Genomic DNA, 23,119 nt, shown 5'->3' with positions numbered 1-23,119 from the left:
CATGCCGACTGCTCTCATTGCCGACGATGAACCGAACCTGTCCGCGTCGCTCGCGCAGCGGCTGGGCCAGCTTTGGCCCGAACTGGAGATCGTCGCGATGCCACGCAACGGCGTCGAAACGCTGGCCGTGCTGAACGCGTCGCCGCGCCCGGACATCGCGTTCCTCGACATCCGGATGCCCGGCATCGACGGGTTGAAGCTCGCTGCGCTGGTGCCCGACGTGCATGTCGTGTTCGTCACGGCCTACGACGAATATGCGGTCGACGCGTTCGATCGGGCCGCGGTCGACTACCTGCTGAAGCCGGTAACGGACGAGCGCCTGCTGCGCTGTATCGCGAAGCTGCAGCGCGGCGGGCCGGCGCCCGCGCAAGCCGATGCGCTCGCGCAGGCGGTGCAAGCGAGAGAGGCGGCACCGATCCGCTGGCTGACGGTTGGCGTGAAAGATGCGACGCGGCTCGTGTCGGTCGACGACGTGCTGTATTTCCAGGCGTCGGAGAAGTACACGGAAATCGTCACGGCCGGTGAACGACTCGTGATTCGCACGCCGCTGAAAGAGCTGATGCAGCGGCTCGATCCGGAGCGGTTCGCGCAGGTGCATCGCGGCGTGATCGTTGCGTACGCAGCGATCGATCGCGTCGAGCGCGATCTGCTGGGAAGGTTGCGGATTCGCGTGCGCGGGCAGCGGGAGACGCTGCCGGTGAGTCGGGCGTATGCGGGGTTGTTCAGGCAGATGTGATGGTGTTTGCCGCCATGCCGCTTACCCGACAGATGCGGCACGGCACGATTCCGTGCGGCGGCGCGCAGTTCAATTGCAGGCGTCGAGTCCGAGCACGCCCGTTCGCAGCATCACACGTCCCTTGTCCTTGATGAACGACAGACTGTATGCCCGGATTCGTTGCCCGGAGACGCACTCGGTACGACTCAGATCGATCGAATAATTGAACTCGGAAACACACTGCCCGACAGGGAGCGTCGGAGACGTACGCACCGCATCCGGACTGCGATCATGCCCGGGATAGTAGAGGTATGCCGAGTCGTGCGCGGTCTTGAACGATCCGAACACGTCCGGATGCTGGGCGAGGAACGCGGCGACGGCACGCGCCCGCGCGGGACCGCTCGCTGTCGTTGCAAGCGACTGCGACAGCTCAGTGATATTGGTACCCAGCGAGAACTTCGGCGAGGCGTAGGCCGCGAAACCGTCCGGCGATGGAAATGTCGCCCAGAAGTCGCGGTCCATCTGTCTGACCTCGGCTGGCGTCAGGCAGTCATGTGCGAGCGGCCGGGAAAATGCGGCGGCACTGCCGCCGGCCAGCACCGAAATTAGGACGGCGACGCACCACGTCTTAACGATCTGCATTTTTCTTTTTCTGGGCAAAGGTAATGTGAAACGCGTTGTTGAGGTCTTTCGGCGTGCTCTTTTCGGGCTCGATGCCCTTGGCCAGGGGGTCCTGTGCAAAGTGCGCGCTGGTCGGCGTGGGAAGCAAGTATGTTAGACAGCGGTTATGAGCGACGCTCGTACCTGAAGGGAAATCGCAGACGGCCAGGGCTTGAGCGTTGCCGCTATGGAAATTTGTCGGCCGTATTAACCGCCATCGAGGCGGGGGACAGTATGTCGCGACAGGGCCAAACGGCCGTTCACTCGAACGGTAACTCGACCGCAGAAACGACAAAGGGCCGGGAGGAAAACCTCCCGGCCCTTCGTTCAATATGGTGCCGGCTGCAGGACTCGAACCCGCCACCTGATGATTACAAATCAACTGCTCTACCAGATGAGCTAAGCCGGCGTAGCGCGAGATTCTACCTCATTTCACGATCTTGAGGCGAGGTCTGCTGCCACCTTTTGAACCGTCGCCATCGCCGTCGGTTTTCGGCGGTTCGTCGGCGCCTTCGGAAGGCTCCTCGTTCGCACCGCTGTCGGCCACTGGCGTCAACGCAGCAGGCGACTCGTCGCGCTGCGCCTCATCCGTCTGCGCCGCATCTTCGTCGAACGCGCCCGAATCCGCGCCTTCACCCGCGACCGCATCGACCTGGAACGCCATGCCCTGCCCGTTCTCGCGCGCATAGATCGCGAGCACGTTGGCAACCGGAATCTCGATCTTGTGCGCTTTCCCGGAGAACCGGGCCGTGAACTCGATCCACTCGTTGCCCATCTGCAACTGGCTCGTCGCCTCGAAGCTGATGTTGAGCACGATCTCGCCGTCACGCACGAACTGACGCGGCACGCGCGTCGAGTTGTCGACCCTCACCGCGATATGCGGCGTGTAACCGTTATCGGTGCACCACTCGTACAACGCGCGCAGCAGATAAGGCTTCGTTGAAATCTCTTGCATCACAATCCTCGAACCCGGAGCGGGGGCGCGGCACGCCGCGCCGCCCTCTCCGTCATGCACTCATTGCACCATCAACGACGCATGACCTTTTCGGACGGCGTCAGTGCTTCGATGTAGGCCGGACGGCTGAAGATCCGCTCGGCGTACTTCATCAGCGGCGCGGCGTTCTTCGACAGCTCGATGCCGTAGTGATCCAGACGCCACAGCAGCGGCGCGATCGCGACGTCGAGCATCGAGAATTCCTCGCCGAGCATGTACTTGTTCTTCACGAAGATCGGCGCGAGCTGCGTCAGGCGATCGCGGATCGCGAGGCGTGCCTTCTCGTGGTTCTTCTCCGCTGCCTTGCCCTTCTCGTTCTCGAGCGTGCTGACGTGGACGAACAGTTCCTTCTCGAAGTTGAGCAGGAACAGGCGTGCACGTGCGCGCTGCACGGGGTCGGCCGGCATCAGTTGCGGATGCGGGAAGCGCTCGTCGATGTACTCGTTGATGATGTTCGATTCGTACAGGATCAGGTCGCGCTCGACCAGGATCGGCACCTGACCGTACGGGTTCATCACCGAAATGTCTTCCGGCTTGTTGAACAGGTCGACGTCACGGATTTCGAAGTCCATGCCCTTCTCGAACAGCACCAGCCGGCAACGCTGGGAGAACGGGCAAGTTGTGCCGGAATACAGAACCATCATGTTTGCGTTTCCTCAAAAAAGCCGAGGGCCGGCACGCGGCGAACTCCTTCCGGGGTTCCACCTTGCGCCGGCCCCACGCCGGTCAGGCGTGATTACTTGATATCTTTCCAGTACGCGGCATTGAGCCGCCAGGCCAGGAAAGTCAGGACACCGAGAAAGATCAGCACCCATACGCCGAGGCGTTTGCGAGTCTGCTGAGCCGGCTCGGACATCCAGGTCATGTACGCCACCAGGTCGGCAACCGCAGCATCATAATCCACCGCGGACAATGTCCCCGGCGTGACCTGCTGGAAGCCGACGAGCGTATGGACCTTCTCGCCCGTCTCCTCGTCCGTCTTGTCTTCGAATTTGGCGGTGCGCTGCCCCTGCAGCTGCCACAGTACATGGGGCATGCCGACGTTCTCGAACACCGCGTTGTTCCATCCGGTCGGCCGCGTATCGTCGCGGTAGAAGCTCCGCAAATACGTGTACAGCCAGTCTCGGCCGCGTGCACGCTCCTCGACCGACAGGTCGGGCGGCGAGGTGCCGAGCCAGTTCTTCGCGTCTTCGGGCCGCATCGCGACGGACATCGTGTTGCCGACCTTGTCGGTCGTGAACAGGAGATTCTTTTCGATCTCCTTCTGGGATATGCCCAGATCCGTCAGGCGGTTGTAGCGCATCAGGTTCGCGCTGTGGCAGTTCAGGCAATAGTTTACAAACAATTGCGCGCCGTGCTGAAGCGAAACGAGATTTTCCGTGTTATCGGGCGCCCGGTCGAGCGGAAAATTACCTTCCGCCCGAACCGCCGGCGCCGCCAGCAGCGCACACGCGGTCGCCCCGATCAGCGCGAGTGTCGAAAGCAGTTTCTTCATGTCGTTCTCTCCTCGCTCGCGTTAATGGGGCTTGAAGCGCACCCGCTCCGGCGGCTGCTTGAACGTGCCAAGCGGCGTCCAGACGGGCATGCCGAGGAAGAACGCGAAGTAGATCAGCGCGCAGGCCTGCGCGATCAGTGTCGAGGCCGGGGAGGGTGGCCGTGTGCCGAGGAACCCGAGGGTCAGGAACGCCACGACGAAGATCCCGAGGAACACCTTGTGGAACAACGGCCGGTAGCGGATCGACTTCACCGGGCTGCGGTCGAGCCACGGCAGGAAGAACAGCGTGATCACCGCCGACCCCATCACGACGACGCCCCAGAACTTCGACTCCGTCAGGTACATGAACACGACGATCGCCGCGGCCAGCACCGGCAGGCCTGCTTTCCACTTGCCGCGCGCGCGGATCAGCGCGAGCACGCCGAGCAGCGCGATCACGATCATCAGCACGATCTTGAACGGATCGGTGGTCGCACGCAGCATCGCGTAGAACGCGGTGAAGTACCAGACCGGCGCGATCTCGGGCGGCGTCTGCAGCGGGTTCGCCGGCACGAAGTTGTTCGCCTCGAGGAAGTAGCCGCCCATCTCCGGCGAGAAGAACACGATCAGCGCGAACACCATCAGGAAGCCGCACACGCCGAGGAAATCGTGCACCGAGTAGTACGGGTGGAACGGAATGCCGTCGAGCGGAATGCCGTTCTCGTCCTTCTTCGCCTTGATCTCGATGCCGTCCGGGTTGTTCGAGCCCACTTCGTGCAGCGCGACGAGGTGCGCGATCACGAGGCCGACCAGCACGAGCGGAATCGCGATCACGTGGAACGCGAAGAAGCGGTTCAGCGTGACGTCCGACACGACGTAGTCGCCGCGAATCCACAGCGACAGGTCGGGGCCGACGAACGGGATTGCCGAGAACAGGTTCACGATCACCTGCGCGCCCCAGAACGACATCTGGCCCCACGGCAGCAGGTAGCCGAAGAACGCCTCGGCCATCAGGCACAGGAAGATCGCGCAGCCGAAGATCCACACGAGTTCGCGCGGCTTTCGGTACGAGCCGTAGAGCAGCCCGCGGAACATGTGCAGGTAGACGACCACGAAGAACATCGACGCGCCCGTGGAGTGCATGTAGCGGATCAGCCAGCCCCACGGCACCTCGCGCATGATGTACTCGACCGACGCGAACGCGAGCGTCGAGTCGGGCTTGTAGTTCATCGTCAGGAAGATGCCCGTGACGATCTGGTTGACGAGCACCAGCAGCGCGAGGGAGCCGAAGAAGTACCAGAAGTTGAAGTTCTTCGGCGCGTAGTACTCGGAAACGTGCTTCTTCCAGGTGGACGTGAGCGGGAAGCGCTGATCGATCCAGCCGGTGAGACCTGTCGTGGAGACATCCTTGTTGTCGGCCATCACGCTTCTCCTTTCTCGTCCTTGCCGATCACGAGGGTCGTTGCCGACGTGAACATGTAGGGCGGGATGTCGAGATTCTGAGGCGCCGGCTTGTTCTTGAACACACGGCCGGCGAGGTCGTAGGTCGAACCATGGCACGGGCACAGGAAACCGCCCGGCCAGTCGTCCGGCAGGTTCGGCTGCGGACCCGGCGTGAAGCGTTGGCTTGGCGTGCAGCCGAGGTGCGTACACACGGCCATCACGACGAGAATGTTCTTGCGATCGGCTCGCGACCGATATTCGTTCGCGCAATACGCGGGCAACGGCATCGTGTAGGGCTTTTCGGTGGTCGGATCGGCCACTTCCTTGTCGGCCTTGACCACGTCGGCGAGCATCGCGTCGGTGCGGTTCAGGATCCACACCGGCTTGCCGCGCCACGGCACGGTCACCATTTCCCCAGGCTTCAGCCCGCTGATGTCGACTTCGACCGGTGCTCCGGCCGCTTTCGCTTTCGCGGACGGCGCAAGCGACGCCGCGAAAGGTATGACGGTGGCTACGCCTCCCACGCCACCTGCTACGGATGTCGCAATCAGCCAGGTACGGCGGCCGCTGTCGACGCGTTTCTCTTCCTTGTCTCGCATCACACGCCCCACTTCTGAGTTGGATTTTCCGTCACGACTTTCCATTCCGCCGCTAGTTTGCTCGAATGGAGTCGTCATTTACAAGGCCCGGAGATGAAAATCCCTTCGAAGTGCTTGATAGTTAAGGGTTTTCCCCCACTATCGGAGCGATTAAATCATTTCACTTTTAAGCATTCGCTACATTGTGAAATTTCGATGCGCTGCCGCAAATCCGGCATTCAGACAGGATTATGGATATCGATAAAAAGGTGTTCGATATCGAATTCTTCGGACAAGTGGGCGCCAAGTGCCTGGATTCCATAGCGCTCGGTTGCATGGTGCCCTGCCGCAACGAACGCGACGCCGCTCTCGGCGGCCGTGTGCGTCACGTATTCGGACACCTCTCCGGTCAGGAACACGTCCGCCCCGGCCTCGATCGCCGCATCGAAATAGCTCTGCGCGGCGCCGGTGCACCACGCGATGCGGCGCAGCTGCATGTCCGGATCGCCGAGCACGAGCGGCGTGCGGCCGAGCGTGCGCTCGACCTTCGCAACGAAGTGCTCGAGCGTGACGGGCATCGGCAGCGTCGCCATCCAGCCGAGGTCGCCTTCGCCGAAACGCTGCTCGCCGATCAGGCCGAGCCGCTCGCCGAGCTGCGCGTTGTTGCCGAATTCGGGATGTGCGTCGAGCGGCAGGTGGAACGCGAACAGGTTCAGGTCGTTCGCGAGCAGCAGCTTCAGGCGCTGGTACTTGCGGCCCGTGATCTGCGGCGCCTCGTTGCGCCAGAAATAGCCGTGATGGACGAGCACGGCATCGGCCCCCCATTCGAGCGCAGCTTCGAGGAACGCGACCGACGCCGTTACGCCGGTGGCGATCTTCTCGATCTTGCGACGCCCCTCGACCTGGAGGCCATTCGGGCAATAGTCCTTGAAGCGCGCGGTTTCAAGGGTATTGTTCAAGTACAATTCAAGTTCGATCCGATCCATATAAACCTCTAATCCATTCAGATGCTTAGACGCTTCTGGCTGTTCTTCGCGCAGGCGGTTACCGTGCTGCTCGCGCTGATGTTCATCGTCGTGACGCTCAAGCCGCAATGGCTGCAACGGCAAGGACAGCTCGGCAAGCAGCTCGCCACGCCGATCGTTGCGCTGCGGGAAGTCGCGCCGGGCATCGGCGGCGCGCCGGCGACCACGTCGTACGCCGAAGCCGCGCAGAAGGCGATGCCGGCCGTCGTCAACGTCTTCTCCAGCAAGGACGGCACGCTGCCCCCCGACCCACGCGCGAAAGATCCGCTGTTCCGCTACTTCTTCGGCGACCGCAACGCCCGCAAGCAGCAGGACGAACCGGCCGCCAACCTTGGCTCGGGCGTTATCGTGAGCCCTGAAGGTTACATTCTAACGAACCAGCACGTCGTGGACGGCGCCGACCAGATCGAAGTCGCGCTCGCCGACGGCCGCACGGCCACCGCGAAGGTGATCGGCAGCGATCCCGAAACCGATCTCGCCGTGCTGAAGATCAACATGACGAACCTGCCGACGATTACGCTCGGCCGCTCCGACCAATCGCGGGTCGGCGACGTCGTGCTCGCGATCGGCAACCCGTTCGGCGTCGGCCAGACGGTCACGATGGGGATCATCAGCGCGCTGGGCCGCAACCACCTCGGCATCAACACGTTCGAGAACTTCATCCAGACCGACGCGCCGATCAACCCCGGCAACTCGGGCGGCGCGCTGGTCGACGTCAACGGCAACCTGCTCGGCATCAACACGGCGATCTACTCGCGTTCGGGCGGCTCGCTCGGCATCGGCTTCGCGATCCCCGTGTCGACCGCGCGCACGGTGCTGGAAAGCATCATCACGACGGGCTCGGTCACGCGCGGCTGGATCGGCGTCGAGCCGCAGGACGTCACGCCGGAGATCGCCGAATCGTTCGGGCTCTCGCAGAAATCGGGGGCAATCGTCGCCGGCGTGCTGCAGGGCGGCCCGGCGGACAAGGCCGGCATCAAGCCGGGCGACATCCTGGTCTCGGTCAACGGCGACGAGATCACCGACACCACGAAGCTGCTGAACACCGTCGCGCAGATCAAGCCGGGCACACCGACCAAGGTGCACGTCGTGCGCAAGGGCAAGGAGTTCGACGTGAACGTCGTGATCGGCAAGCGGCCGCCGCCGCCGAAGCAGACGCTCGACGAGCAGGACAGCGATACCGAATGACGTCAGGCGAGCGGCGCACAGCCGCCATGCCGGACACCGTCGGAAATGAAAAAGGGCAGCCGGCTGGCTGCCCTTTTGCTTTGTATCGAAAGACCCTCGTTGCCGGGAAGATGGCCTCGCCATCCGCTTTCCGACCGATTACGCCACCGCTCAGGTCCGGCCGGAAGCCCGACCGCTCACCGCCCGGCGCACTGCGCCCTCAACTGGCGGCTTCGCCGTTCTCCGCTTCGCCTTCCTCGGCCGGCTTCTTCGGCACGAAGAACCGCGCAGCCAGCAGCCCGATCTCGAACAGCACGACCAGCGGCAATGCGAGCATCAGTTGCGAGAACACGTCCGGCGGCGTGACGACCGCTGCGACGACAAACGCGCCGACGATCACGTACGGCCGCATCTCCTTCAGCTTCTTCAGCGACAACACGCCCATCCGGACGAGCAGCACGACGACGATCGGCACTTCGAACGTGACCCCGAACGCGATGAACATCCCGAGCACAAAGCTCAGGTAATTATCGATGTCGGTTGTCATTTCCGCCCCGAGCGGCGCGTTGTAGTGCGCCATCACGCGGAAGATCGTCGGGAACACGAGGAAATACGCGAACGCCATCCCGCACAGGAACAGCACGTAGCTGCTGCCGACGAGCGGCGCGACGAGCTTCTTCTCGTGCTGGTACAGCCCCGGCGCGACGAACGCCCAGATCTGGTACAGCACGATCGGCAGCGCGATCACGAGCGCGACGAGCATCGTGACCTTCATCGGCACGAAGAACGAGCCGGTGACGTCGGTGACGATCATCTTGCCGTCCTTCGGCAGGTTCTGCATCAGCGGCCGCGCGAGCAGCCGGAAGATGTCGGGCGCCCAGTAGACGAGCCCGAGGAACACGACGATCACGGCCGCCCCCGCGCGAATGATGCGATCGCGAAGCTCGACGAGATGGGAAATGAAGGTTTCTTCCGGGGCGTCGCCCGGGTTCTGCTGGGGGTCGCTCACACCGGCCCTCGGTAGGATTGACGAGCGAGCATGCGCTCGGCTCAGAAGAAGCGCGTCGGCCGGCGCAGGCTGGCCGGCTGGTGGCGCGCGACACGCGCGGCGCCCGACTGCACGTGCGTACGGCGGGTGGTCGCGCGCTTGTACCAGACAGGCGCAGCCGCCTGCTTGACGCGCCAGTTGCGGCGCTTCGGCGCGAGCGCGGCCGTACTGCCGCGCCACGACGGCGCGCCGGGCGTGTCGGAACCGTACGAACCGGCGCCGCCCGCCGTTTCGTCAAGACCGCCGACCGCGGAATGCCACGTGTCGTTCAGTTCCTTCTCGTGCTCACGCAGGTTGTCGTGAATCGTCGTCTCGACATTGCGCGCGGCCGCCTCGAAATCGGTCTTCATCGTCCGCAGCGCGTCGAGTTCGATTTCGCGCGAGACCTCGGCCTTCACGTCGTTGATGTACCGCTGCGCACGGCCGAACAGCGCGCCTGCCGTGCGCGCAACGCGCGGCAAGCGCTCGGGGCCGAGCACCACGAGCGCGACGACGCCGATCAGCGCCATCTTCGAAAGACCGAGATCCAGCATCGCGAATGCCTGTCAGCGTGCCGGCGTTACGCCTTGTTCGAGTCGGAACGCGTCGTTTCCTTCGCGTTGACGTCGACCGAGCCCGAGCGCGGCAGTTGCTGCGCGTCCGCCGGTGCTTCGCCTTCCTTCATGCCGTCCTTGAAACCCTTCACGGCGCTGCCGAGATCGTTGCCGATGTTGCGCAGCTTCTTCGTACCGAAAACCAGCGCGACGATCAGCAGCACGATCAGCCAGTGCCAAATGCTCAATCCACCCATGATGAAACCTCTCCTCAACCACGCCGCTACGCGGCGCAAATCGCCGGCAACGCGCCGGCTTCGACTATCGATGCGGGGAAACGCCCCGCGCCGTCAACCCATCCGCTGCCAGGGGCGCGGGCCGGCCAGGATATGTGCGTGCAGGTGGTAGACCTCCTGCCCGCCGCCCGGGCCCGTGTTGATCACCGTACGGAAACCGGTTTCGCCCCCCGTATACGCGACGCCGAGCTGGTTGGCGAGACGCGAGACGAGCAGCATCAGCCGGCCGAGCATCGGTGCATCGGCGTCGCTCGCCGCCGACAGCGTCGGCAGATGCTGGCGCGGAATCACGAGCACGTGCGTCTCGGCCGCCGGGCGGATGTCGCGGAACGCGACGAATTCGTCGTCCTCGTGCACCTTCGTGCTCGGGATCTCGCCTGCCGCGATCTTGCAGAACAGGCAATTCGGATCGTGACTCATGTTGCTCCTGCACACGCCCGCCCGCGGCCGGTCAGAACCAGGCCTGCGGATCAAGCGGCTTGTTGTCGTTCAGGTACAGCCAACCCTTGATGATACGGTACAGCGTCCAGATCCATGTGACAAACATCACTGCGAATCCGATCACCACGAACATCAGCGCGAACCCGATCACGTACGCGATCAGCGCGCGCCAGAACGTGCGGATCTGCCACTCAAAGTGGGCCGCATACGGCGTGCCGGCCACATCGTCGCGCTTCACGTAGTTGATGATGATCGCGATGATGCCCGTGACGCCGCCCGTGAGCCAATGAAACGCATAGAGGCCGTAGAGCACGTGAGTCAGCGTGCGCAGCCCGTTCAGGCGCTCGGCGTCCGCGGCCCCCGGCACCGACGGCGGCGGAAACTGGCTTGGCGTATCGGTCATGATGCTACCCCCGTTAGATGACAATTCTTACAGCTTACCGCACTGTGGCCATCCCGCGACAAGGGTCTGTCACCCGCCGTTTTCCTCGCGCTCGCGACGCTTGCGCAGAGCCTTCTCTTCGATGCCCGACAGCCCTTCGCGGCGCTCGAGCTCGGCGATCACGTCGGCCGGGCTCAAGTCGAAATGCGACAGCATCACGAGGCAGTGGAACCACAGATCGGCCACCTCGCCGACGAGCGCGGTCGGCGCGCCGCCCTGGCGCACGTCCTTCGCGGCCAGCACGACTTCCGTCGCCTCTTCGCCGATCTTCTTCAGCACCGCGTCGTCGCCCTTGTGGAACAGGCGCGATACGTACGATTGATCGGGATCGCCGCCCTTGCGGCTGTCGATCACGGCCGCGAGGCGCAGCAGCGTGTCTTCGGTCGATTGCGTCATTTGTAGATGTGTTCGGGATCTTTCAGCACCGGTTCGACCGTGACCCAGTCGCCGCTCTCCACGGTGCCTTCGAATTTCTGGAAGAAGCATGAATGCCGGCCGGTGTGGCACGCGATGCCCGACACCTGCTCGACCTTCAGCAGCACGACGTCCTCGTCGCAGTCGAGCCGCACCTCGTGCACGTGCTGCACGTGGCCCGACTCCTCGCCCTTGAACCACAGGCGCTTGCGCGAGCGCGAATAGTAGACCGCGCGCTGCGTCTCGATCGTCTTCGCCAGCGCCTCGCGGTTCATCCACGCGAACATCAGCACGTCGTTCGTCGACGCTTCCTGCGCGATCACCGGCACGAGGCCGTTGTCGTCCCAGCGGACCTTGTCGAGCCACGCGGGCAATGCATTCTTTTCCGTATTCATCACAGCCTCACCGGGATGCCCTGGTCGGCCATGAAGCACTTCGCCTCGCCAACCGTGTGCTCGCCGTAGTGGAAGATACTCGCGGCCAGCACCGCATCGGCGCGGCCGTCCTTGATGCCGTCGGCCAGGTGCTGCAGCGAGCCGACACCGCCCGATGCGATCACCGGCACCGGCACCGCGTCCGACACGCCGCGCGTCAGCGCGAGGTCGAAGCCCGACTTGGTGCCGTCGCGGTCCATGCTCGTGAGCAGGATCTCGCCCGCGCCGAGCTCGGCCATCTTGCGCGCCCATTCGATCGCGTCGAGGCCCGTGTTCTTGCGGCCGCCGTGCGTGAAGACTTCCCAGCGCGGCGTCTCGCCGTCGGCCGACACGCGCTTCGCGTCGATCGCGACGACGATGCACTGCGAGCCGTACTTGTCGGCCGCGTCGCGCACGAGCTGCGGGTTCGCGACCGCCGACGAATTCATGCTGACCTTGTCCGCGCCCGCGTTCAGCAGGCGCCGCACGTCCTCGACGGCGCGCACGCCGCCGCCGACGGTCAGCGGAATGAAGACCTGCGACGCGACGGCTTCGATGATCGGCAGGATCAGGTCGCGCTGGTCGGACGTCGCGGTGATGTCGAGGAACGTCAGTTCGTCGGCGCCCTGGTCGTCGTAACGGCGGGCGATCTCGACGGGGTCGCCCGCGTCGCGCAGCTCGACGAAATTGACGCCCTTGACGACACGCCCGGCGGTCACGTCCAGGCAGGGGATGATGCGTTTAGCTAGAGCCATGATGTTGCGCCAAATGCCGCGCTGGGACGGCCGGTTGCGGAAACCTCGCGCGAGGCTTCCGGTCGGGGCCGCCCGCAGGCAGCCCCGGCGAACGGGACAACCGCGCTTACGCGTTGTCGAGTTCGCCGTTCAGTTCGTCCGCGAGTTTTTGCGCGGCCGCGAAATCGAGATCGCCGGAATAGATCGCACGGCCGCAGATCACGCCCTCGACGCCGTGCTCTTCCACTTCGCACAGATTCTCGATGTCCGTGAGGTTCGACAGGCCGCCGCTCGCGATCACCGGGATCCCGACCGCCTGCGCGAGCTTCACGGTCGCCTCGATGTTGATGCCCTGCAGCATCCCGTCGCGGCCGATGTCCGTGTAGACGATCGACTCGACGCCGTAGTCCTCGAACTTGCGCGCGAGATCGATCACTTCGTGGCCGGTCAGCTTGCTCCAGCCGTCGGTCGCGACCTTGCCGTCCTTCGCGTCCAGCCCGACGATGATGTTGCCGGCGAACGCGGTGCACGCGTCCTGCAGAAAGCCCGGGTTCTTCACGGCCGCCGTGCCGATGATCACGTAGGACAGGCCCGCGTCGAGATACTTCTCGATCGTCTCGAGGCTGCGGATGCCGCCGCCGAGCTGTACGGGGATTTCATCGCCGACTTCGTCGAGGATCGCTTCGATCGCCTCGAGATTCTTCGGCTTGCCGGCGAACGCGCCGTTCAGGTCGACCAGATGGAGCCGCCGGGCGCCGAGATCGACCCACTTGCGAGCCATCGCCGCGGGGTCCTCGGAGAAAATCGTGGCCTGGTCCATGTCGCCCTGTTTGAGGCGCACACACTGACCGTCTTTGAGATCGATGGCCGGAATCAGCAACATAGCAATCGGGTATCGTCGTGGAAGAAGAAAAGAATCCGGCGCGTACCGGCCAACCCGGTACCGCGCCGTCTCGCTAGTTTAGTACAACTCTTTCGGCGCCTAGGCGCGCCAGCCGCGCAAGACGGGCCTCTCCGGCCCGCCGACTGTGGCACGCACGCGACGTTCACGGCTTCCAGTGTACGAAGTTGCGATACAGACGCAACCCGACCTCCGCGCTTTTCTCGGGGTGGAACTGGGTCGCGAAGAGGTTGTCCCGCGCGACCGCGGACGTAAACGGCGCACCGTAGGCCGTTTCGCCAACCGTATGCGCCGGGTTGTCCGGCGTCACGTAATAGCTGTGAACGAAGTAGAAATACGCGTCGTCGGGCACGCCGTCCCACAGCGGGTGCGGCTGCGACTGGCGCACGCGGTTCCAGCCCATCTGCGGCACCTTGAAGCGCGAGCCGTCGTCCTGCAGGCGGCCGTCGAGCTCGAAACGCACGACCTTGCCGGGCAACAGGCCGAGGCCTTTCGTGTCGCCTTCCGCGCTCCAGTCGAACAGCATCTGCTCGCCGACGCACACGCCGAGCAGCGGCTTCGTGCGCGAGGCCTCGATCACGGCCTCCTGCAGGCCCGATTCGCCGAGGCAGCGCATGCAGTCGGGCATCGCGCCCTGGCCGGGCAGCACGACCCGGTCGGCCGCGCGGATCGCGGCCGGCGTATCGACGATCGCCACGTCGGCGGCCGGCTCGGCCTTCTTGAGCGCCTGCGCGACCGAGCGCAGGTTGCCCATCCCATAATCCACAATCGCAATCGAAGTTTTCATCTCAGTGCAGGCAGTAGCGCCCTCAGTCCATTGACGATGAATTCCACCGCCAGCGCCGACAGCATCAGACCCATCAGCCGCGTGGCGATGTTGATGCCCGTGCGGCCAATCCAGGCCGCGATCGGCTCGGCGAGCCGCATCGCGACGAAACACAGAAAAGCCAGGGCCGCGCCGATCGCGACCAGCCCGGCCCGCTCATACCAGTGATGCGAGTTCGCCGCATAGATGATCACCGTGCTGATCGAGCCGGGGCCCGTGAGCAGCGGAATCGCCAGCGGCACGACCGCGATGTTGTCCTTCAGCTCGGCCTCGTGGCGCTCCTCCGGCGTCGATCGCGTGTTGCCGATCTGCGCGTTCAGCATGTTGATCGCCATCAGCAGCATGATGATCCCGCCGCCCACTTCGAGCGACCCGACCGAAATGCCGAAGAAGCTGATGATCTGCTGCCCGAGCAGCGTCGTCACCGTGATCACGCAGAACACCGACACCGACGCGATCCGGATCGTGCGCCGCCGCTCGACATCCGTCTGCTGCGCCGTCAGGCTCAGGAAGAACGGCACGGCACCGACCGGGTTGATCAGCGCGAGCAGCGAAATGAACGATTTGAGCAGATCCATCGCAAGCCGGCGCCGCGCGCCGAAGCCGTGAGGTTGTCCTTGACGCTCCGTCCGGTCAGTTCAGGTTCAGAGACTGCCCTTTGTCGACGGGATCTGCCCCGCCGCACGCTCGTCCAGTTCCACCGCCGCGCGCAGCGCACGGCCGAAGGCCTTGAACACCGTTTCAAGCTGATGGTGCGCGTTGATCCCGCGCAGGTTGTCGATGTGCAGCGTGACGCCCGCGTGGTTCACGAAACCGCGGAAGAACTCGATCGACAGGTCGACGTCGAACGTGCCGATCCGCGCCCGCGTGAACGGCACGTGGAATTCGAGGCCCGGCCGGCCCGAGAAGTCGATCACGACGCGCGACAGCGCCTCGTCGAGCGGCACGTACGAATGGCCGTAGCGGCGGATGCCCTTGCGGTCGCCGATCGCCTTCGCGACGGCCTGCCCGAGCGTGATGCCGACATCCTCGACCGTGTGGTGGTCGTCGATATGCGTATCGCCATGCGCTTCAACCTCGAGATCGACCAGACCGTGTCGAGCGATCTGGTCGAGCATATGGTCGAGGAACGGCACGCCGGTGGCCAGCTTCTGCTGGCCCGTGCCGTCGAGATTGAGCTTCACACGGATCTGCGTTTCGCTGGTATTGCGAACGACTTCCGCCACACGCATGGCAATTCCTTGACTGAGTCGATGTAAATGGGGATTGATCGTTCGCGCTGCGGCACCCAGAGGCTCAACCGGGCAGCGCGAGTTTCAAAGCGGCCAGCAGGCGCGCGTTTTCGTCGGGAGAACCGACGGTCAGCCGCACGCATTCAGCCAGCAACGGATGCATTTTACTCACGTTTTTGATCAAAACCCGCTCGGTGAGCAGCGCGTCGAACACGGCAGCCGCGTCCGGCACGCGCACCAGCAGGAAATTTCCCGCGCTCGGGAACACCGTCGCGCCCGGCAGCGCGGCCACTTCCTGTGCGAGACGCGTGCGCTCCGCACGCAGATCGGCCGCCTGCGCGTCGAGCACGTCGAGGTGGTCGAGCAGGAAATCGGCGGTCGCCTGGGTCAGCACGTTGATGTTGTACGGCGGGCGCACCTTGTCGAATTCGGTCAGCCACGCGGGCGAACCGACCAGATAGCCGAGGCGGATGCCCGCGAGGCCGAGCTTCGATACCGTGCGCATCACGACGACATTGTCGAATTCGGCGGCGCGCGGCAGCCACGAGCGAACGGCGAACGGCTGGTACGCCTCGTCGATCACGATCAGGCTGTGCCGCGCGGCCGCGACGATCCGTTCGATGTCGGCATCGTCGTACAGCGTGCCGGTCGGATTGTTCGGGTACGCGAGATAGACGATCGCCGGACGATGCTCGGCGATCGCCGCGAGCATCGCGTCGGCGTCGAGCGTCAGGTCGGCCTTCAGCGGCACGCCGACGAATTCGAGCTGCGCGAGCTTCGCGGACAGCTCGTACATCACGAAGCCAGGCACCGGCGCGAGCACCTTTGCGCCCGGCTTCGCGCAGGCCACCGACATCATGCTGATGATTTCGTCCGAGCCGTTGCCGAGCAGCACGTCGCAGCCGGCCGGCACGCCCATCGCGTGGCGCAGCTTGTCGAGCAGCGCGGCCGGGCGCGGCGCCGGGTAGCGGTTCAGCGCGACCTGCGCGAGACGCTCGCCGAGCGCCGCGGCGAGCGGTTCGGGCAGCGGGTACGGGTTCTCCATCGCGTCGAGTTTCACGAACCCGCTCGCGTCCGGCACCGGGTAGCTCGTCATCGCGAGTACGTCGCGGCGGATGATGTCTTGTGGCGTCGTCATGGTCTCAAGCCGGCGTGCGTCGCGCCGGCGTCAATGGGTCGGCAGAGCGGCGGCTGCCGCCCTGCACAGGTGTCTCCAGCCCCGGCCTTCCGGGGCAGGCCGGGCGGCGCATCGGCGCCAGCCGCGGCCCCGCACAACGTGTGGTCAGTTCTTCATCCGGAACTCGGCGCTCTTCGCGTGCGCCTGCAGCCCTTCGCCGTACGCGAGCTCGGATGCGATCTCGCCGAGCGTCTGCGCGCCTTCCGCGCTGACCTCGATCAGGCTCGAGCGCTTGATGAAGTCGTACACGCCGAGCGGCGACGAGAAACGGGCGGTGCGCGACGTCGGCAGCACGTGGTTCGGCCCCGCGCAGTAGTCACCCAGGCTCTCGCTCGTGTAGCGGCCGAGGAAGATCGCGCCCGCATGGCGGATCTGCTGGCCCCATTGCTGCGGCTCCAGCGCGGAAATTTCCAGGTGCTCGGGCGCGATGTCGTTCGCGATCCGGCAGGCTTCGGCCATGTCGCGTACCTTGATCAGCGCGCCGCGGCCTTCGAGCGACGCGCGGATCACGTCCTGGCGCGGCATCGACGGCAGCAACTCGTCGATCGCCTTTTCGACCCGCTCGAGGAACGCACCGTCCGGGCACAGCAGGATCGATTGCGCGAGTTCGTCGTGCTCGGCCTGCGAGAACAGGTCCATCGCGACCCAGTTCGGATCGGTCGTACCGTCGCACAGCACGAGGATTTCCGACGGCCCGGCGATCATGTCGATGCCGACCGTGCCGAACACGCGGCGCTTCGCCGATGCAACGTAAGCGTTGCCGGGGCCGCAGATCTTGTCGACGGCCGGCACCGTCGCCGTGCCGTATGCGAGCGCGCCGACCGCCTGCGCACCGCCGATCGTGAACACGCGATCGACGCCGCCGAGCAGCGCCGCGGCGAGCACGAGGTCGTTCCTCACACCATCCGGCGTCGGCACGACCATCACGATCTCGCCGACGCCCGCGACGCGCGCGGGAATCGCGTTCATCAGCACCGACGACGGGTACGCGGCCTTGCCGCCCGGCACGTACAGGCCGACGCGGTCGAGCGGCGTGATCTTCTGGCCGAGCACCGTGCCATCGCTTTCCGTGTACTGCCAGCTGTGCGTGCCGCACTCGATCTTCTGCTTCTCGTGGTACGCGCGCACTCGCGCGGCAGCCGCTTCCAGCGCCGCGCGCGCCTTCGGCGCGAGGCCGTCGAGCGCCGTCTGCAGCGCGTCCTGCGGCAGCTCCAGCGCGGCGACGCTGGTCGCGTTCAGCCGGTCGAAGCGGTTCGTGTACTCGAGCACCGCGGCGTCGCCGCGCGATTTCACGTCGGCGAGGATCTGCGCGACCGATTGCTCGATCGCCGCGTCTTCGCTCGCCTCGAATGCGAGCAGCGCGCGCAGCTCGGCGCCGAAGCCTTCGCTCGTCGAATCAAGCTTGCGGATGGTGATGGACATGGGAGTTCCGTTACGGTGATGCGCTCAACCGCCATTCTGCGACGCGCGTTCGAACGCGTCGAGGATCGGCTTGAGTGCCGTGCGCTTCAATTTCAGCGCAGCCTGGTTCACGACAAGGCGCGACGAGATCGCCATGATCTCCTCGACCTCGACCAGATTGTTCGCCTTCAGCGTGCCGCCCGAGCTGACGAGGTCGACGATCGCGTCGGCCAGCCCGACCAGCGGCGCAAGTTCCATCGAGCCGTACAGCTTGATCAGGTCGACGTGCACGCCCTTCGCGGCAAAGTGTTCGCGCGCCGTTTCGACGTACTTCGTTGCGACGCGCAGCCGCGCGCCCTGGCGCACGGCGCTCGCATAGTCGAAACCGGCCGACACGGCCACCGACATCCGGCAGCGCGCAATGTTCAGATCGATCGGCTGGTACAGGCCCGAACCGCCGTGCTCGACCAGCACGTCCTTGCCGGCCACGCCGAAGTCGGCCGCGCCGTATTCCACATAGGTCGGCACGTCGCTTGCGCGCACGATGATCACGCGCAGGTCGGGGTTCGTCGTCGGCAGGATCAGCTTGCGCGACGTTTCCGGATCCTCGGTGACCTGCACGCCCGCCGCGGCCAGCAGCGGCAGGGTTTCCTCGAAAATCCGGCCCTTCGACAGGGCAAGGGTCAGCGGCGCGCTCATGTTTGGCTCCCGGAGAGGCGGCGCACGTTCGCGCCGACGGCGGTCAGTTTGGCTTCCATGCGGTCGTAGCCGCGGTCCAGATGATAGATGCGGTCGACCAGCGTTTCGCCGTCGGCACGCAGCCCGGCGATCACGAGGCTCGCCGACGCGCGCAGGTCGGTCGCCATCACGTTCGCGCCCGACAGCTTCTCGACGCCCGTCACGAGCGCGGTGTTGCCGTCGATCGTGATGTTCGCGCCGAGCCGGTTCAGCTCCTGCACGTGCATGAAACGGTTCTCGAAAATGGTTTCGACGACCTGCGCGGTGCCCGTCGCGACCGTATTGAGGGCCATGAACTGCGCCTGCATGTCGGTCGGGAACGCCGGGTATTCCGACGTGCGGATCGTCACCGCCGACGGCCGGCGGTCCATCTTCACGCGCAGCCAGCTGTCACCTTCCTCGATCGACACACCGGCTTCGCGCAGCTTGTCGATCACCGCGTCGAGGATGTGCGGGCGCACGCCCGTCAGCATCACGTCGCCGCCGGCCGCCGCGACCGCGCACAGGAACGTGCCGGCCTCGATGCGGTCGGGGATCACCGAATGACGCGCACCGTGCAGCCGCTCGACGCCCTGGATCACGAGGCGGTCGGTGCCGATGCCGTCGATTTTCGCGCCCATCGCGACCAGCAAGTGTGCGAGATCGCTCACTTCCGGCTCGCGCGCGGCGTTTTCGATCACCGTCTCGCCGTCGGCGAGCGTCGCGGCCATCAACAGGTTTTCCGTGCCCGTCACCGTGATCATGTCGGTCACGATGCGCGCGCCCTTCAGGCGCTTCGCGCGGGCTTCGATGAAGCCGTGCTCGATGCTGATCTCGGCGCCCATCGCCTGCAGGCCCTTGATGTGCTGGTCAACCGGACGCGCACCGATCGCGCAGCCGCCCGGCAGCGACACCTTCGCCTCGCCGAAACGCGCGAGCAGCGGCCCGAGCACGAGGATCGACGCGCGCATCGTCTTCACGAGCTCGTACGGCGCGACGAGGTTGTCGACGCGCGACGCGTCGAGCTGCACGCGGCAGCCGTCGGTCTCGCTCTTCACGCCCATCTGGTTCAGCACCTTCAGCGTCGTGCGCACATCCTTGAGATTCGGCACGTTGTGGAGATCGACCGGATCGCCGGTGAGCAGCCCCGCGCACAGGATCGGCAGCGCGGCATTCTTCGCGCCCGACACGACGATCTCGCCCGACAGGCGGTGGCCGCCTTCGATCACGAGCTTGTCCATCCCATGGCCATGCGATTCCCCGTTGGCGGCCGGGTGTGCCGTGGCGACGCTCTGGACGGCGTCGCGCTCGTTGACGGTGACTTGCACTCAGTGATTTCCGTTTATGCGTTCTGCCATTCGGCGGGCGTCAGCGTCTTCATGCTGAGCGCGTGAATTTCCTGCTTCATGCGATCGCCGAGCGCCGCGTAGACGAGCTGGTGCCGCTGGATCGGCCGCTTGCCTTCGAAGGCCGCCGACACGATCGTCGCGAAGAAATGCTGGCCGTCGCCTTCGACTTCCAGATGCGTGCAGGCGAGACCGCCGGCGATGTATTGCTTGACCTGTTCGGGAGTCGGCAACATGGTGTAAGGCTCCTGTCGGCGCGCGCCGCCCGGATGGCGGCCGCTGCCTGTCGATATCAATGACGCAGTTTGTAGCCGGTCGCGAGCAGCCGCATCGCGATCAGCGCGAGCAGCACGAAGAAACCGGTGACGATCGCGAGGCTCGCGAACGGGTTGATGTCGGACGCGCCGAAGAACCCGAAACGGAAGCCGTCGATCATGTAGAAAAACGGGTTGAGACGCGAGATCTCGCGCCACACGGGCGGCAGCGAGTGCGTCGAATAGAACACGCCGGACAGGAACGTCAGCGGCATGATCAGGAAGTTCTGGAACGCGGCGAGCTGGTCGAACTTCTCGGCCCAGATCCCGGCGATCAGGCCGAGCGTGCCGAGGATCGCCGAGCCGAGCAGCGCGAACGCCATGATGAACAGCGGCGCCGCGAAATGCATCGGGACAAACCAGATCGTCACGACGAACACGCCCGCACCGACCGCGAGGCCGCGCACCACGGACGCGAGCACGTACGCGCCGAACATGTCGCGGTACGACAGCGGCGGCAGCAGCACGAACACGAGGTTGCCGGTGATCTTCGACTGGATCAGCGACGACGAACTGTTCGCGAACGCGTTCTGCAGCACGCTCATCATCACGAGGCCCGGTACGAGAAAGCTCACGTACTCGACACCCGGATAGACCTCGACGCGGCCCGACAGCGCGTGGCCGAAGATCGTCAGGTACAGCAGCGCCGTCACGATGGGCGCGAGCACCGTCTGGAACGACACCTTCCAGAAGCGCAGCAATTCCTTGTAGAACAGCGTTTGAAACCCGCTCATGCCAGACCCTCGATCACCTCGGCCCCGTTCATCACCTGGACGAACACATCCTCGAGGTCGGCCTTGCGGACCTCGATCTCGTCGAACGTACAGCCCGCCGCGCGGCATTGCGCGAGGATCCGCTCGACATCGTCATAGCTCGTGAGGCGCAGCAGGTGCTCGCCCGGCGCGCGGGCGGCCGGGTCGGACTCCAGCCCGCGCAACTCGGACGGCAGGGCGCCGGCCGCGAGGCGCAGGTAGAGCTGCAGCCCGGCGAAGCGGCGCAGCAGCGCGTCGGTACGGTCGAGCGCGACCACTTCGCCGCGACGCAGCATCGCGATGCGGTCGCACAGCGACTCGGCTTCCTCGAGGTAGTGCGTGGTCAGCACGATCGTGTGGCCTTCGCGGTTCAGGCGCGAGATGAATTTCCACAGCGTCTGGCGCAATTCGACGTCGACGCCGGCGGTCGGTTCGTCGAGCACGATCACGGGCGGCCGGTGCACGAGCGCCTGCGCGACCAGCACGCGGCGCTTCATCCCGCCCGACAGCGCGCGCATGTTCGCGTCGGCTTTCTCGGTGAGGTCGAGATTGGCCATCACTTCGTCGATCCAGTCGTCGTTGCGGCGCAGCCCGAAATAACCGGACTGGATCCGCAGCGTCTCGCGGACGGTGAAGAACGGATCGAAAACGAGCTCCTGCGGTACGACGCCGAGTGCGCGGCGCGCACCGCGGAAGTCCTTGACGACGTCGTGGCCGCGCACCGAGATGCTGCCTTCGTCGGCCCGGGCCAGCCCGGCGAGGATACTGATGAGCGTGGTCTTGCCTGCGCCGTTGGGGCCGAGCAGACCGAAAAACTCGCCTTCCTCGACCGACAGGCTGACGCCCTTGAGCGCCTGAAGCGACTTGTAGCGCTTCTTGACGTGACGGATTTCTATGGCTGACATGACTGTGCGCGACGCCAGGGCCGCGACGCCTATTCTGTGCTTGCTGCGAAAGAAAATGGGGGCCGGACGCCGATTGGCTGCCCCGCAAAACGCTTGATTATAGGGCAAACCGGCTGGTGGAGCCGGTGCCGGAGGCACGCGGCCTGGAGCGTGCGCGCGCCGGGCGGCGCGGCAGGCTCCGGTCGGACAGGGTCAATGTCGCCCGGTGCCCTCGATGAGCGCGTCGACGCCGTAGGCGCGCGCGAGGCTGGCGAGCTTCGGGGGGAGATTGAGGATGTCGAGGGTCGCGCCGCGCGCTTTGGCGGCACGTTGCCATGCGAGCAGCACGGCGAGCGCGGACGAGTCGAACTGCGTCAGCGCCGCGCAATCAACGGCGGTCGCTCCCGCGCCGATGCGCGCAAGACCGTCCGCGAGCGCGGACTTCGCGCTCGCGACGGTCAGCGAGGAGCCGGCTTCGAAGCCGCTCACGACGCTTGCTTGCCGGCGGCAAGTTGCTGGTTGCGCTGCGTGAGGAACTGGATCAGGCCGTCCACGCCGCTCTGCTGGATCTTCTCGTTGAACTGCTGCTGGTACGTCTGGATCAGCCACGCGCCGAGCACGTTCAGGTCATACACCTTCCAGCCGTTCGCCGTCTTGTACAGGCGGTAATCGATCTGGACCGGCTGGCCGTTGTTCATCGCGACCGTCTTGACCACGACATCGGTATCGGCCGGATCGGCACGGAACGGCGGGTACTGGATCTGCTGGTCCGGCTTCAGCTGCGCCAGCGCACCCGAATACGTGCGGATCAGCAGCAGCTTGAACTGCTCCTGGACCTGCTGCTGCTGCTCGACCGTGGCCGTGCGCCAGTTGCGCCCCATCGCGAGCTGCGTGGTACGGCGGAAATCGGTGTACGGCAGGATGTCCTTGTTGACGATCGTAATGATGCGGTTGGTGTCGCCCTGCTTGATCGTCTGCTGCTTGACTTCGTCGAGCACCTGCTGCGTCGCCGTCTTGATCAGCGCTTGCGGGTTCGACTGGTCGACTTGCGCGTGGGCTGCGCTGCCGAACGAGAACAGCGCCGCGAAAACGGGGATCAGGAACAGTTTTTTCATCATAGTGACCTGCATGAATGAGTCGATGCGGAGGTTGGAGCAGGTAGCTTACGCGCAAGTTCGCGCACGCTACCGAC

The 23,119-nt window shown here is 65.1% G+C and carries 30 protein-coding genes and 1 tRNA gene; 2 read left to right on the top strand and 29 right to left on the bottom strand.

The features are described from left to right. The first annotated feature begins 1 nt into the window (after nucleotide 1). Nucleotides 2-736: a LytR/AlgR family response regulator transcription factor gene (locus LGN17_RS31935; protein ID WP_226200915.1), complete on the top strand. Its 735-nt coding sequence runs from the start codon at nucleotides 2-4 to the stop codon at nucleotides 734-736. A gap of 69 nt (nucleotides 737-805) precedes the next feature. On the opposite strand, the gene LGN17_RS31930 is transcribed toward LGN17_RS31935, so the two are convergent. From LGN17_RS31930 to LGN17_RS31895, 8 genes are all read right to left on the bottom strand, one after another. Then, entirely contained in the window at nucleotides 806-1,357 is a 552-nt protein-coding gene (locus LGN17_RS31930) for a hypothetical protein (RefSeq protein ID WP_226200914.1), read from the bottom strand. A gap of 351 nt (nucleotides 1,358-1,708) precedes the next feature. Further along, nucleotides 1,709-1,784, bottom strand: a tRNA-Thr gene (locus tag LGN17_RS31925). An 18-nt stretch (nucleotides 1,785-1,802) separates the two neighbouring features. Beyond that, on the bottom strand, nucleotides 1,803-2,330 hold the full coding sequence (locus tag LGN17_RS31920) for a ClpXP protease specificity-enhancing factor (RefSeq protein WP_175957858.1): 528 nt from the start codon (nucleotides 2,328-2,330) through the stop codon (nucleotides 1,803-1,805). 71 nt (nucleotides 2,331-2,401) lie between these two features. Further along, the gene (locus tag LGN17_RS31915) at nucleotides 2,402-3,013 is read right to left on the bottom strand and encodes a glutathione S-transferase N-terminal domain-containing protein (RefSeq protein ID WP_006400565.1); all 612 of its coding nucleotides are present in this window, start codon (nucleotides 3,011-3,013) and stop codon (nucleotides 2,402-2,404) included. 92 nt (nucleotides 3,014-3,105) lie between these two features. After that, entirely contained in the window at nucleotides 3,106-3,864 is a 759-nt protein-coding gene (locus tag LGN17_RS31910; protein ID WP_226200913.1) for a cytochrome c1, read from the bottom strand. Between the two features lie 21 nt (nucleotides 3,865-3,885). Further along, entirely contained in the window at nucleotides 3,886-5,268 is a 1,383-nt protein-coding gene (locus tag LGN17_RS31905) for a cytochrome b (RefSeq protein WP_175957860.1), read from the bottom strand. Then, on the bottom strand, nucleotides 5,265-5,885 hold the full coding sequence (gene petA, locus LGN17_RS31900; RefSeq protein ID WP_011350741.1) for a ubiquinol-cytochrome c reductase iron-sulfur subunit: 621 nt from the start codon (nucleotides 5,883-5,885) through the stop codon (nucleotides 5,265-5,267). Before petA ends, LGN17_RS31905 begins: the two co-directional genes overlap by 4 nt. A 218-nt stretch (nucleotides 5,886-6,103) precedes the next feature. Then, on the bottom strand, nucleotides 6,104-6,850 hold the full coding sequence (locus LGN17_RS31895) for a Nif3-like dinuclear metal center hexameric protein (protein ID WP_226200912.1): 747 nt from the start codon (nucleotides 6,848-6,850) through the stop codon (nucleotides 6,104-6,106). Nucleotides 6,851-6,871: 21 nt separating this feature from the next. Between LGN17_RS31895 and LGN17_RS31890 the strand changes: the two genes are divergently transcribed. Continuing rightward, a complete protein-coding gene (locus tag LGN17_RS31890; protein WP_226200911.1) occupies nucleotides 6,872-8,077 on the top strand; it encodes a Do family serine endopeptidase in 1,206 nt (401 codons plus the stop codon). 199 nt (nucleotides 8,078-8,276) lie between these two features. On the opposite strand, the gene tatC is transcribed toward LGN17_RS31890, so the two are convergent. The 21 genes from tatC to LGN17_RS31785 form a co-directional block, all read right to left on the bottom strand. Then, nucleotides 8,277-9,065 (bottom strand): twin-arginine translocase subunit TatC, encoded by a 789-nt coding sequence (tatC, locus tag LGN17_RS31885; protein ID WP_175957863.1) that lies wholly within the window; start codon nucleotides 9,063-9,065, stop codon nucleotides 8,277-8,279. 41 nt (nucleotides 9,066-9,106) lie between these two features. Next, on the bottom strand, nucleotides 9,107-9,637 hold the full coding sequence (gene tatB / locus LGN17_RS31880) for a Sec-independent protein translocase protein TatB (RefSeq protein WP_175957864.1): 531 nt from the start codon (nucleotides 9,635-9,637) through the stop codon (nucleotides 9,107-9,109). Between the two features lie 26 nt (nucleotides 9,638-9,663). Further along, nucleotides 9,664-9,894: a Sec-independent protein translocase subunit TatA gene (gene tatA / locus LGN17_RS31875; RefSeq protein ID WP_011350736.1), complete on the bottom strand. Its 231-nt coding sequence runs from the start codon at nucleotides 9,892-9,894 to the stop codon at nucleotides 9,664-9,666. 93 nt (nucleotides 9,895-9,987) lie between these two features. After that, nucleotides 9,988-10,353: a histidine triad nucleotide-binding protein gene (locus tag LGN17_RS31870; protein ID WP_175971968.1), complete on the bottom strand. Its 366-nt coding sequence runs from the start codon at nucleotides 10,351-10,353 to the stop codon at nucleotides 9,988-9,990. A gap of 31 nt (nucleotides 10,354-10,384) precedes the next feature. After that, nucleotides 10,385-10,777 (bottom strand): DUF4870 family protein, encoded by a 393-nt coding sequence (locus tag LGN17_RS31865; RefSeq protein WP_011350734.1) that lies wholly within the window; start codon nucleotides 10,775-10,777, stop codon nucleotides 10,385-10,387. Between the two features lie 69 nt (nucleotides 10,778-10,846). Beyond that, a complete protein-coding gene (locus LGN17_RS31860) occupies nucleotides 10,847-11,212 on the bottom strand; it encodes a phosphoribosyl-ATP diphosphatase (protein WP_006485344.1) in 366 nt (121 codons plus the stop codon). Then, nucleotides 11,209-11,625, bottom strand: a complete 417-nt coding sequence (gene hisI / locus LGN17_RS31855; RefSeq protein WP_226200910.1) for a phosphoribosyl-AMP cyclohydrolase — start codon at nucleotides 11,623-11,625, stop codon at nucleotides 11,209-11,211. Before hisI ends, LGN17_RS31860 begins: the two co-directional genes overlap by 4 nt. Further along, a complete protein-coding gene (gene hisF / locus LGN17_RS31850) occupies nucleotides 11,625-12,398 on the bottom strand; it encodes an imidazole glycerol phosphate synthase subunit HisF (protein WP_226200909.1) in 774 nt (257 codons plus the stop codon). The genes hisI and hisF overlap by 1 nt, the downstream gene beginning before the upstream one ends. A 106-nt stretch (nucleotides 12,399-12,504) precedes the next feature. Further along, nucleotides 12,505-13,260 carry a 1-(5-phosphoribosyl)-5-[(5-phosphoribosylamino)methylideneamino]imidazole-4-carboxamide isomerase gene (gene hisA / locus LGN17_RS31845; protein ID WP_175957869.1) on the bottom strand — a complete coding sequence of 252 codons (756 nt, stop codon included), beginning with the start codon at nucleotides 13,258-13,260 and terminating at the stop codon, nucleotides 12,505-12,507. A gap of 163 nt (nucleotides 13,261-13,423) precedes the next feature. Beyond that, nucleotides 13,424-14,065: an imidazole glycerol phosphate synthase subunit HisH gene (gene hisH / locus LGN17_RS31840; protein ID WP_014898304.1), complete on the bottom strand. Its 642-nt coding sequence runs from the start codon at nucleotides 14,063-14,065 to the stop codon at nucleotides 13,424-13,426. Continuing rightward, nucleotides 14,062-14,682 carry a MarC family protein gene (locus tag LGN17_RS31835; RefSeq protein WP_226200908.1) on the bottom strand — a complete coding sequence of 207 codons (621 nt, stop codon included), beginning with the start codon at nucleotides 14,680-14,682 and terminating at the stop codon, nucleotides 14,062-14,064. Before LGN17_RS31835 ends, hisH begins: the two co-directional genes overlap by 4 nt. A gap of 66 nt (nucleotides 14,683-14,748) precedes the next feature. Next, entirely contained in the window at nucleotides 14,749-15,336 is a 588-nt protein-coding gene (gene hisB, locus LGN17_RS31830; protein WP_011350728.1) for an imidazoleglycerol-phosphate dehydratase HisB, read from the bottom strand. 64 nt (nucleotides 15,337-15,400) lie between these two features. Then, nucleotides 15,401-16,474 carry a histidinol-phosphate transaminase gene (gene hisC / locus LGN17_RS31825; protein ID WP_226200907.1) on the bottom strand — a complete coding sequence of 358 codons (1,074 nt, stop codon included), beginning with the start codon at nucleotides 16,472-16,474 and terminating at the stop codon, nucleotides 15,401-15,403. 144 nt (nucleotides 16,475-16,618) lie between these two features. After that, on the bottom strand, nucleotides 16,619-17,935 hold the full coding sequence (gene hisD / locus LGN17_RS31820) for a histidinol dehydrogenase (protein WP_226200906.1): 1,317 nt from the start codon (nucleotides 17,933-17,935) through the stop codon (nucleotides 16,619-16,621). Nucleotides 17,936-17,959: 24 nt separating this feature from the next. Beyond that, a complete protein-coding gene (gene hisG / locus LGN17_RS31815; protein ID WP_175957873.1) occupies nucleotides 17,960-18,613 on the bottom strand; it encodes an ATP phosphoribosyltransferase in 654 nt (217 codons plus the stop codon). Continuing rightward, a complete protein-coding gene (murA, locus tag LGN17_RS31810; protein ID WP_226200905.1) occupies nucleotides 18,610-19,959 on the bottom strand; it encodes a UDP-N-acetylglucosamine 1-carboxyvinyltransferase in 1,350 nt (449 codons plus the stop codon). Before murA ends, hisG begins: the two co-directional genes overlap by 4 nt. A gap of 14 nt (nucleotides 19,960-19,973) precedes the next feature. Next, complete coding sequence (locus LGN17_RS31805; protein ID WP_006477131.1) at nucleotides 19,974-20,213, bottom strand: BolA family protein; 240 nt, start codon at nucleotides 20,211-20,213, stop codon at nucleotides 19,974-19,976. Between the two features lie 56 nt (nucleotides 20,214-20,269). Continuing rightward, nucleotides 20,270-21,025: an ABC transporter permease gene (locus LGN17_RS31800; RefSeq protein WP_175971974.1), complete on the bottom strand. Its 756-nt coding sequence runs from the start codon at nucleotides 21,023-21,025 to the stop codon at nucleotides 20,270-20,272. Continuing rightward, nucleotides 21,022-21,948, bottom strand: a complete 927-nt coding sequence (locus tag LGN17_RS31795) for an ABC transporter ATP-binding protein (protein WP_175241006.1) — start codon at nucleotides 21,946-21,948, stop codon at nucleotides 21,022-21,024. Before LGN17_RS31795 ends, LGN17_RS31800 begins: the two co-directional genes overlap by 4 nt. 192 nt (nucleotides 21,949-22,140) lie before the next feature. Further along, nucleotides 22,141-22,416: a lipid asymmetry maintenance protein MlaB gene (locus LGN17_RS31790; protein ID WP_027788544.1), complete on the bottom strand. Its 276-nt coding sequence runs from the start codon at nucleotides 22,414-22,416 to the stop codon at nucleotides 22,141-22,143. Continuing rightward, nucleotides 22,413-23,042: a phospholipid-binding protein MlaC gene (locus LGN17_RS31785; RefSeq protein WP_226200904.1), complete on the bottom strand. Its 630-nt coding sequence runs from the start codon at nucleotides 23,040-23,042 to the stop codon at nucleotides 22,413-22,415. Before LGN17_RS31785 ends, LGN17_RS31790 begins: the two co-directional genes overlap by 4 nt. Nucleotides 23,043-23,119 lie beyond the last annotated feature (77 nt).

The organism is Burkholderia sp. AU30280 (genome assembly GCF_020420125.1).
GTDB lineage: Bacteria > Pseudomonadota > Gammaproteobacteria > Burkholderiales > Burkholderiaceae > Burkholderia.
Note: the sequence above shows the minus strand (reverse complement) of the source record. Positions and strands in the feature narration are given on the sequence as shown.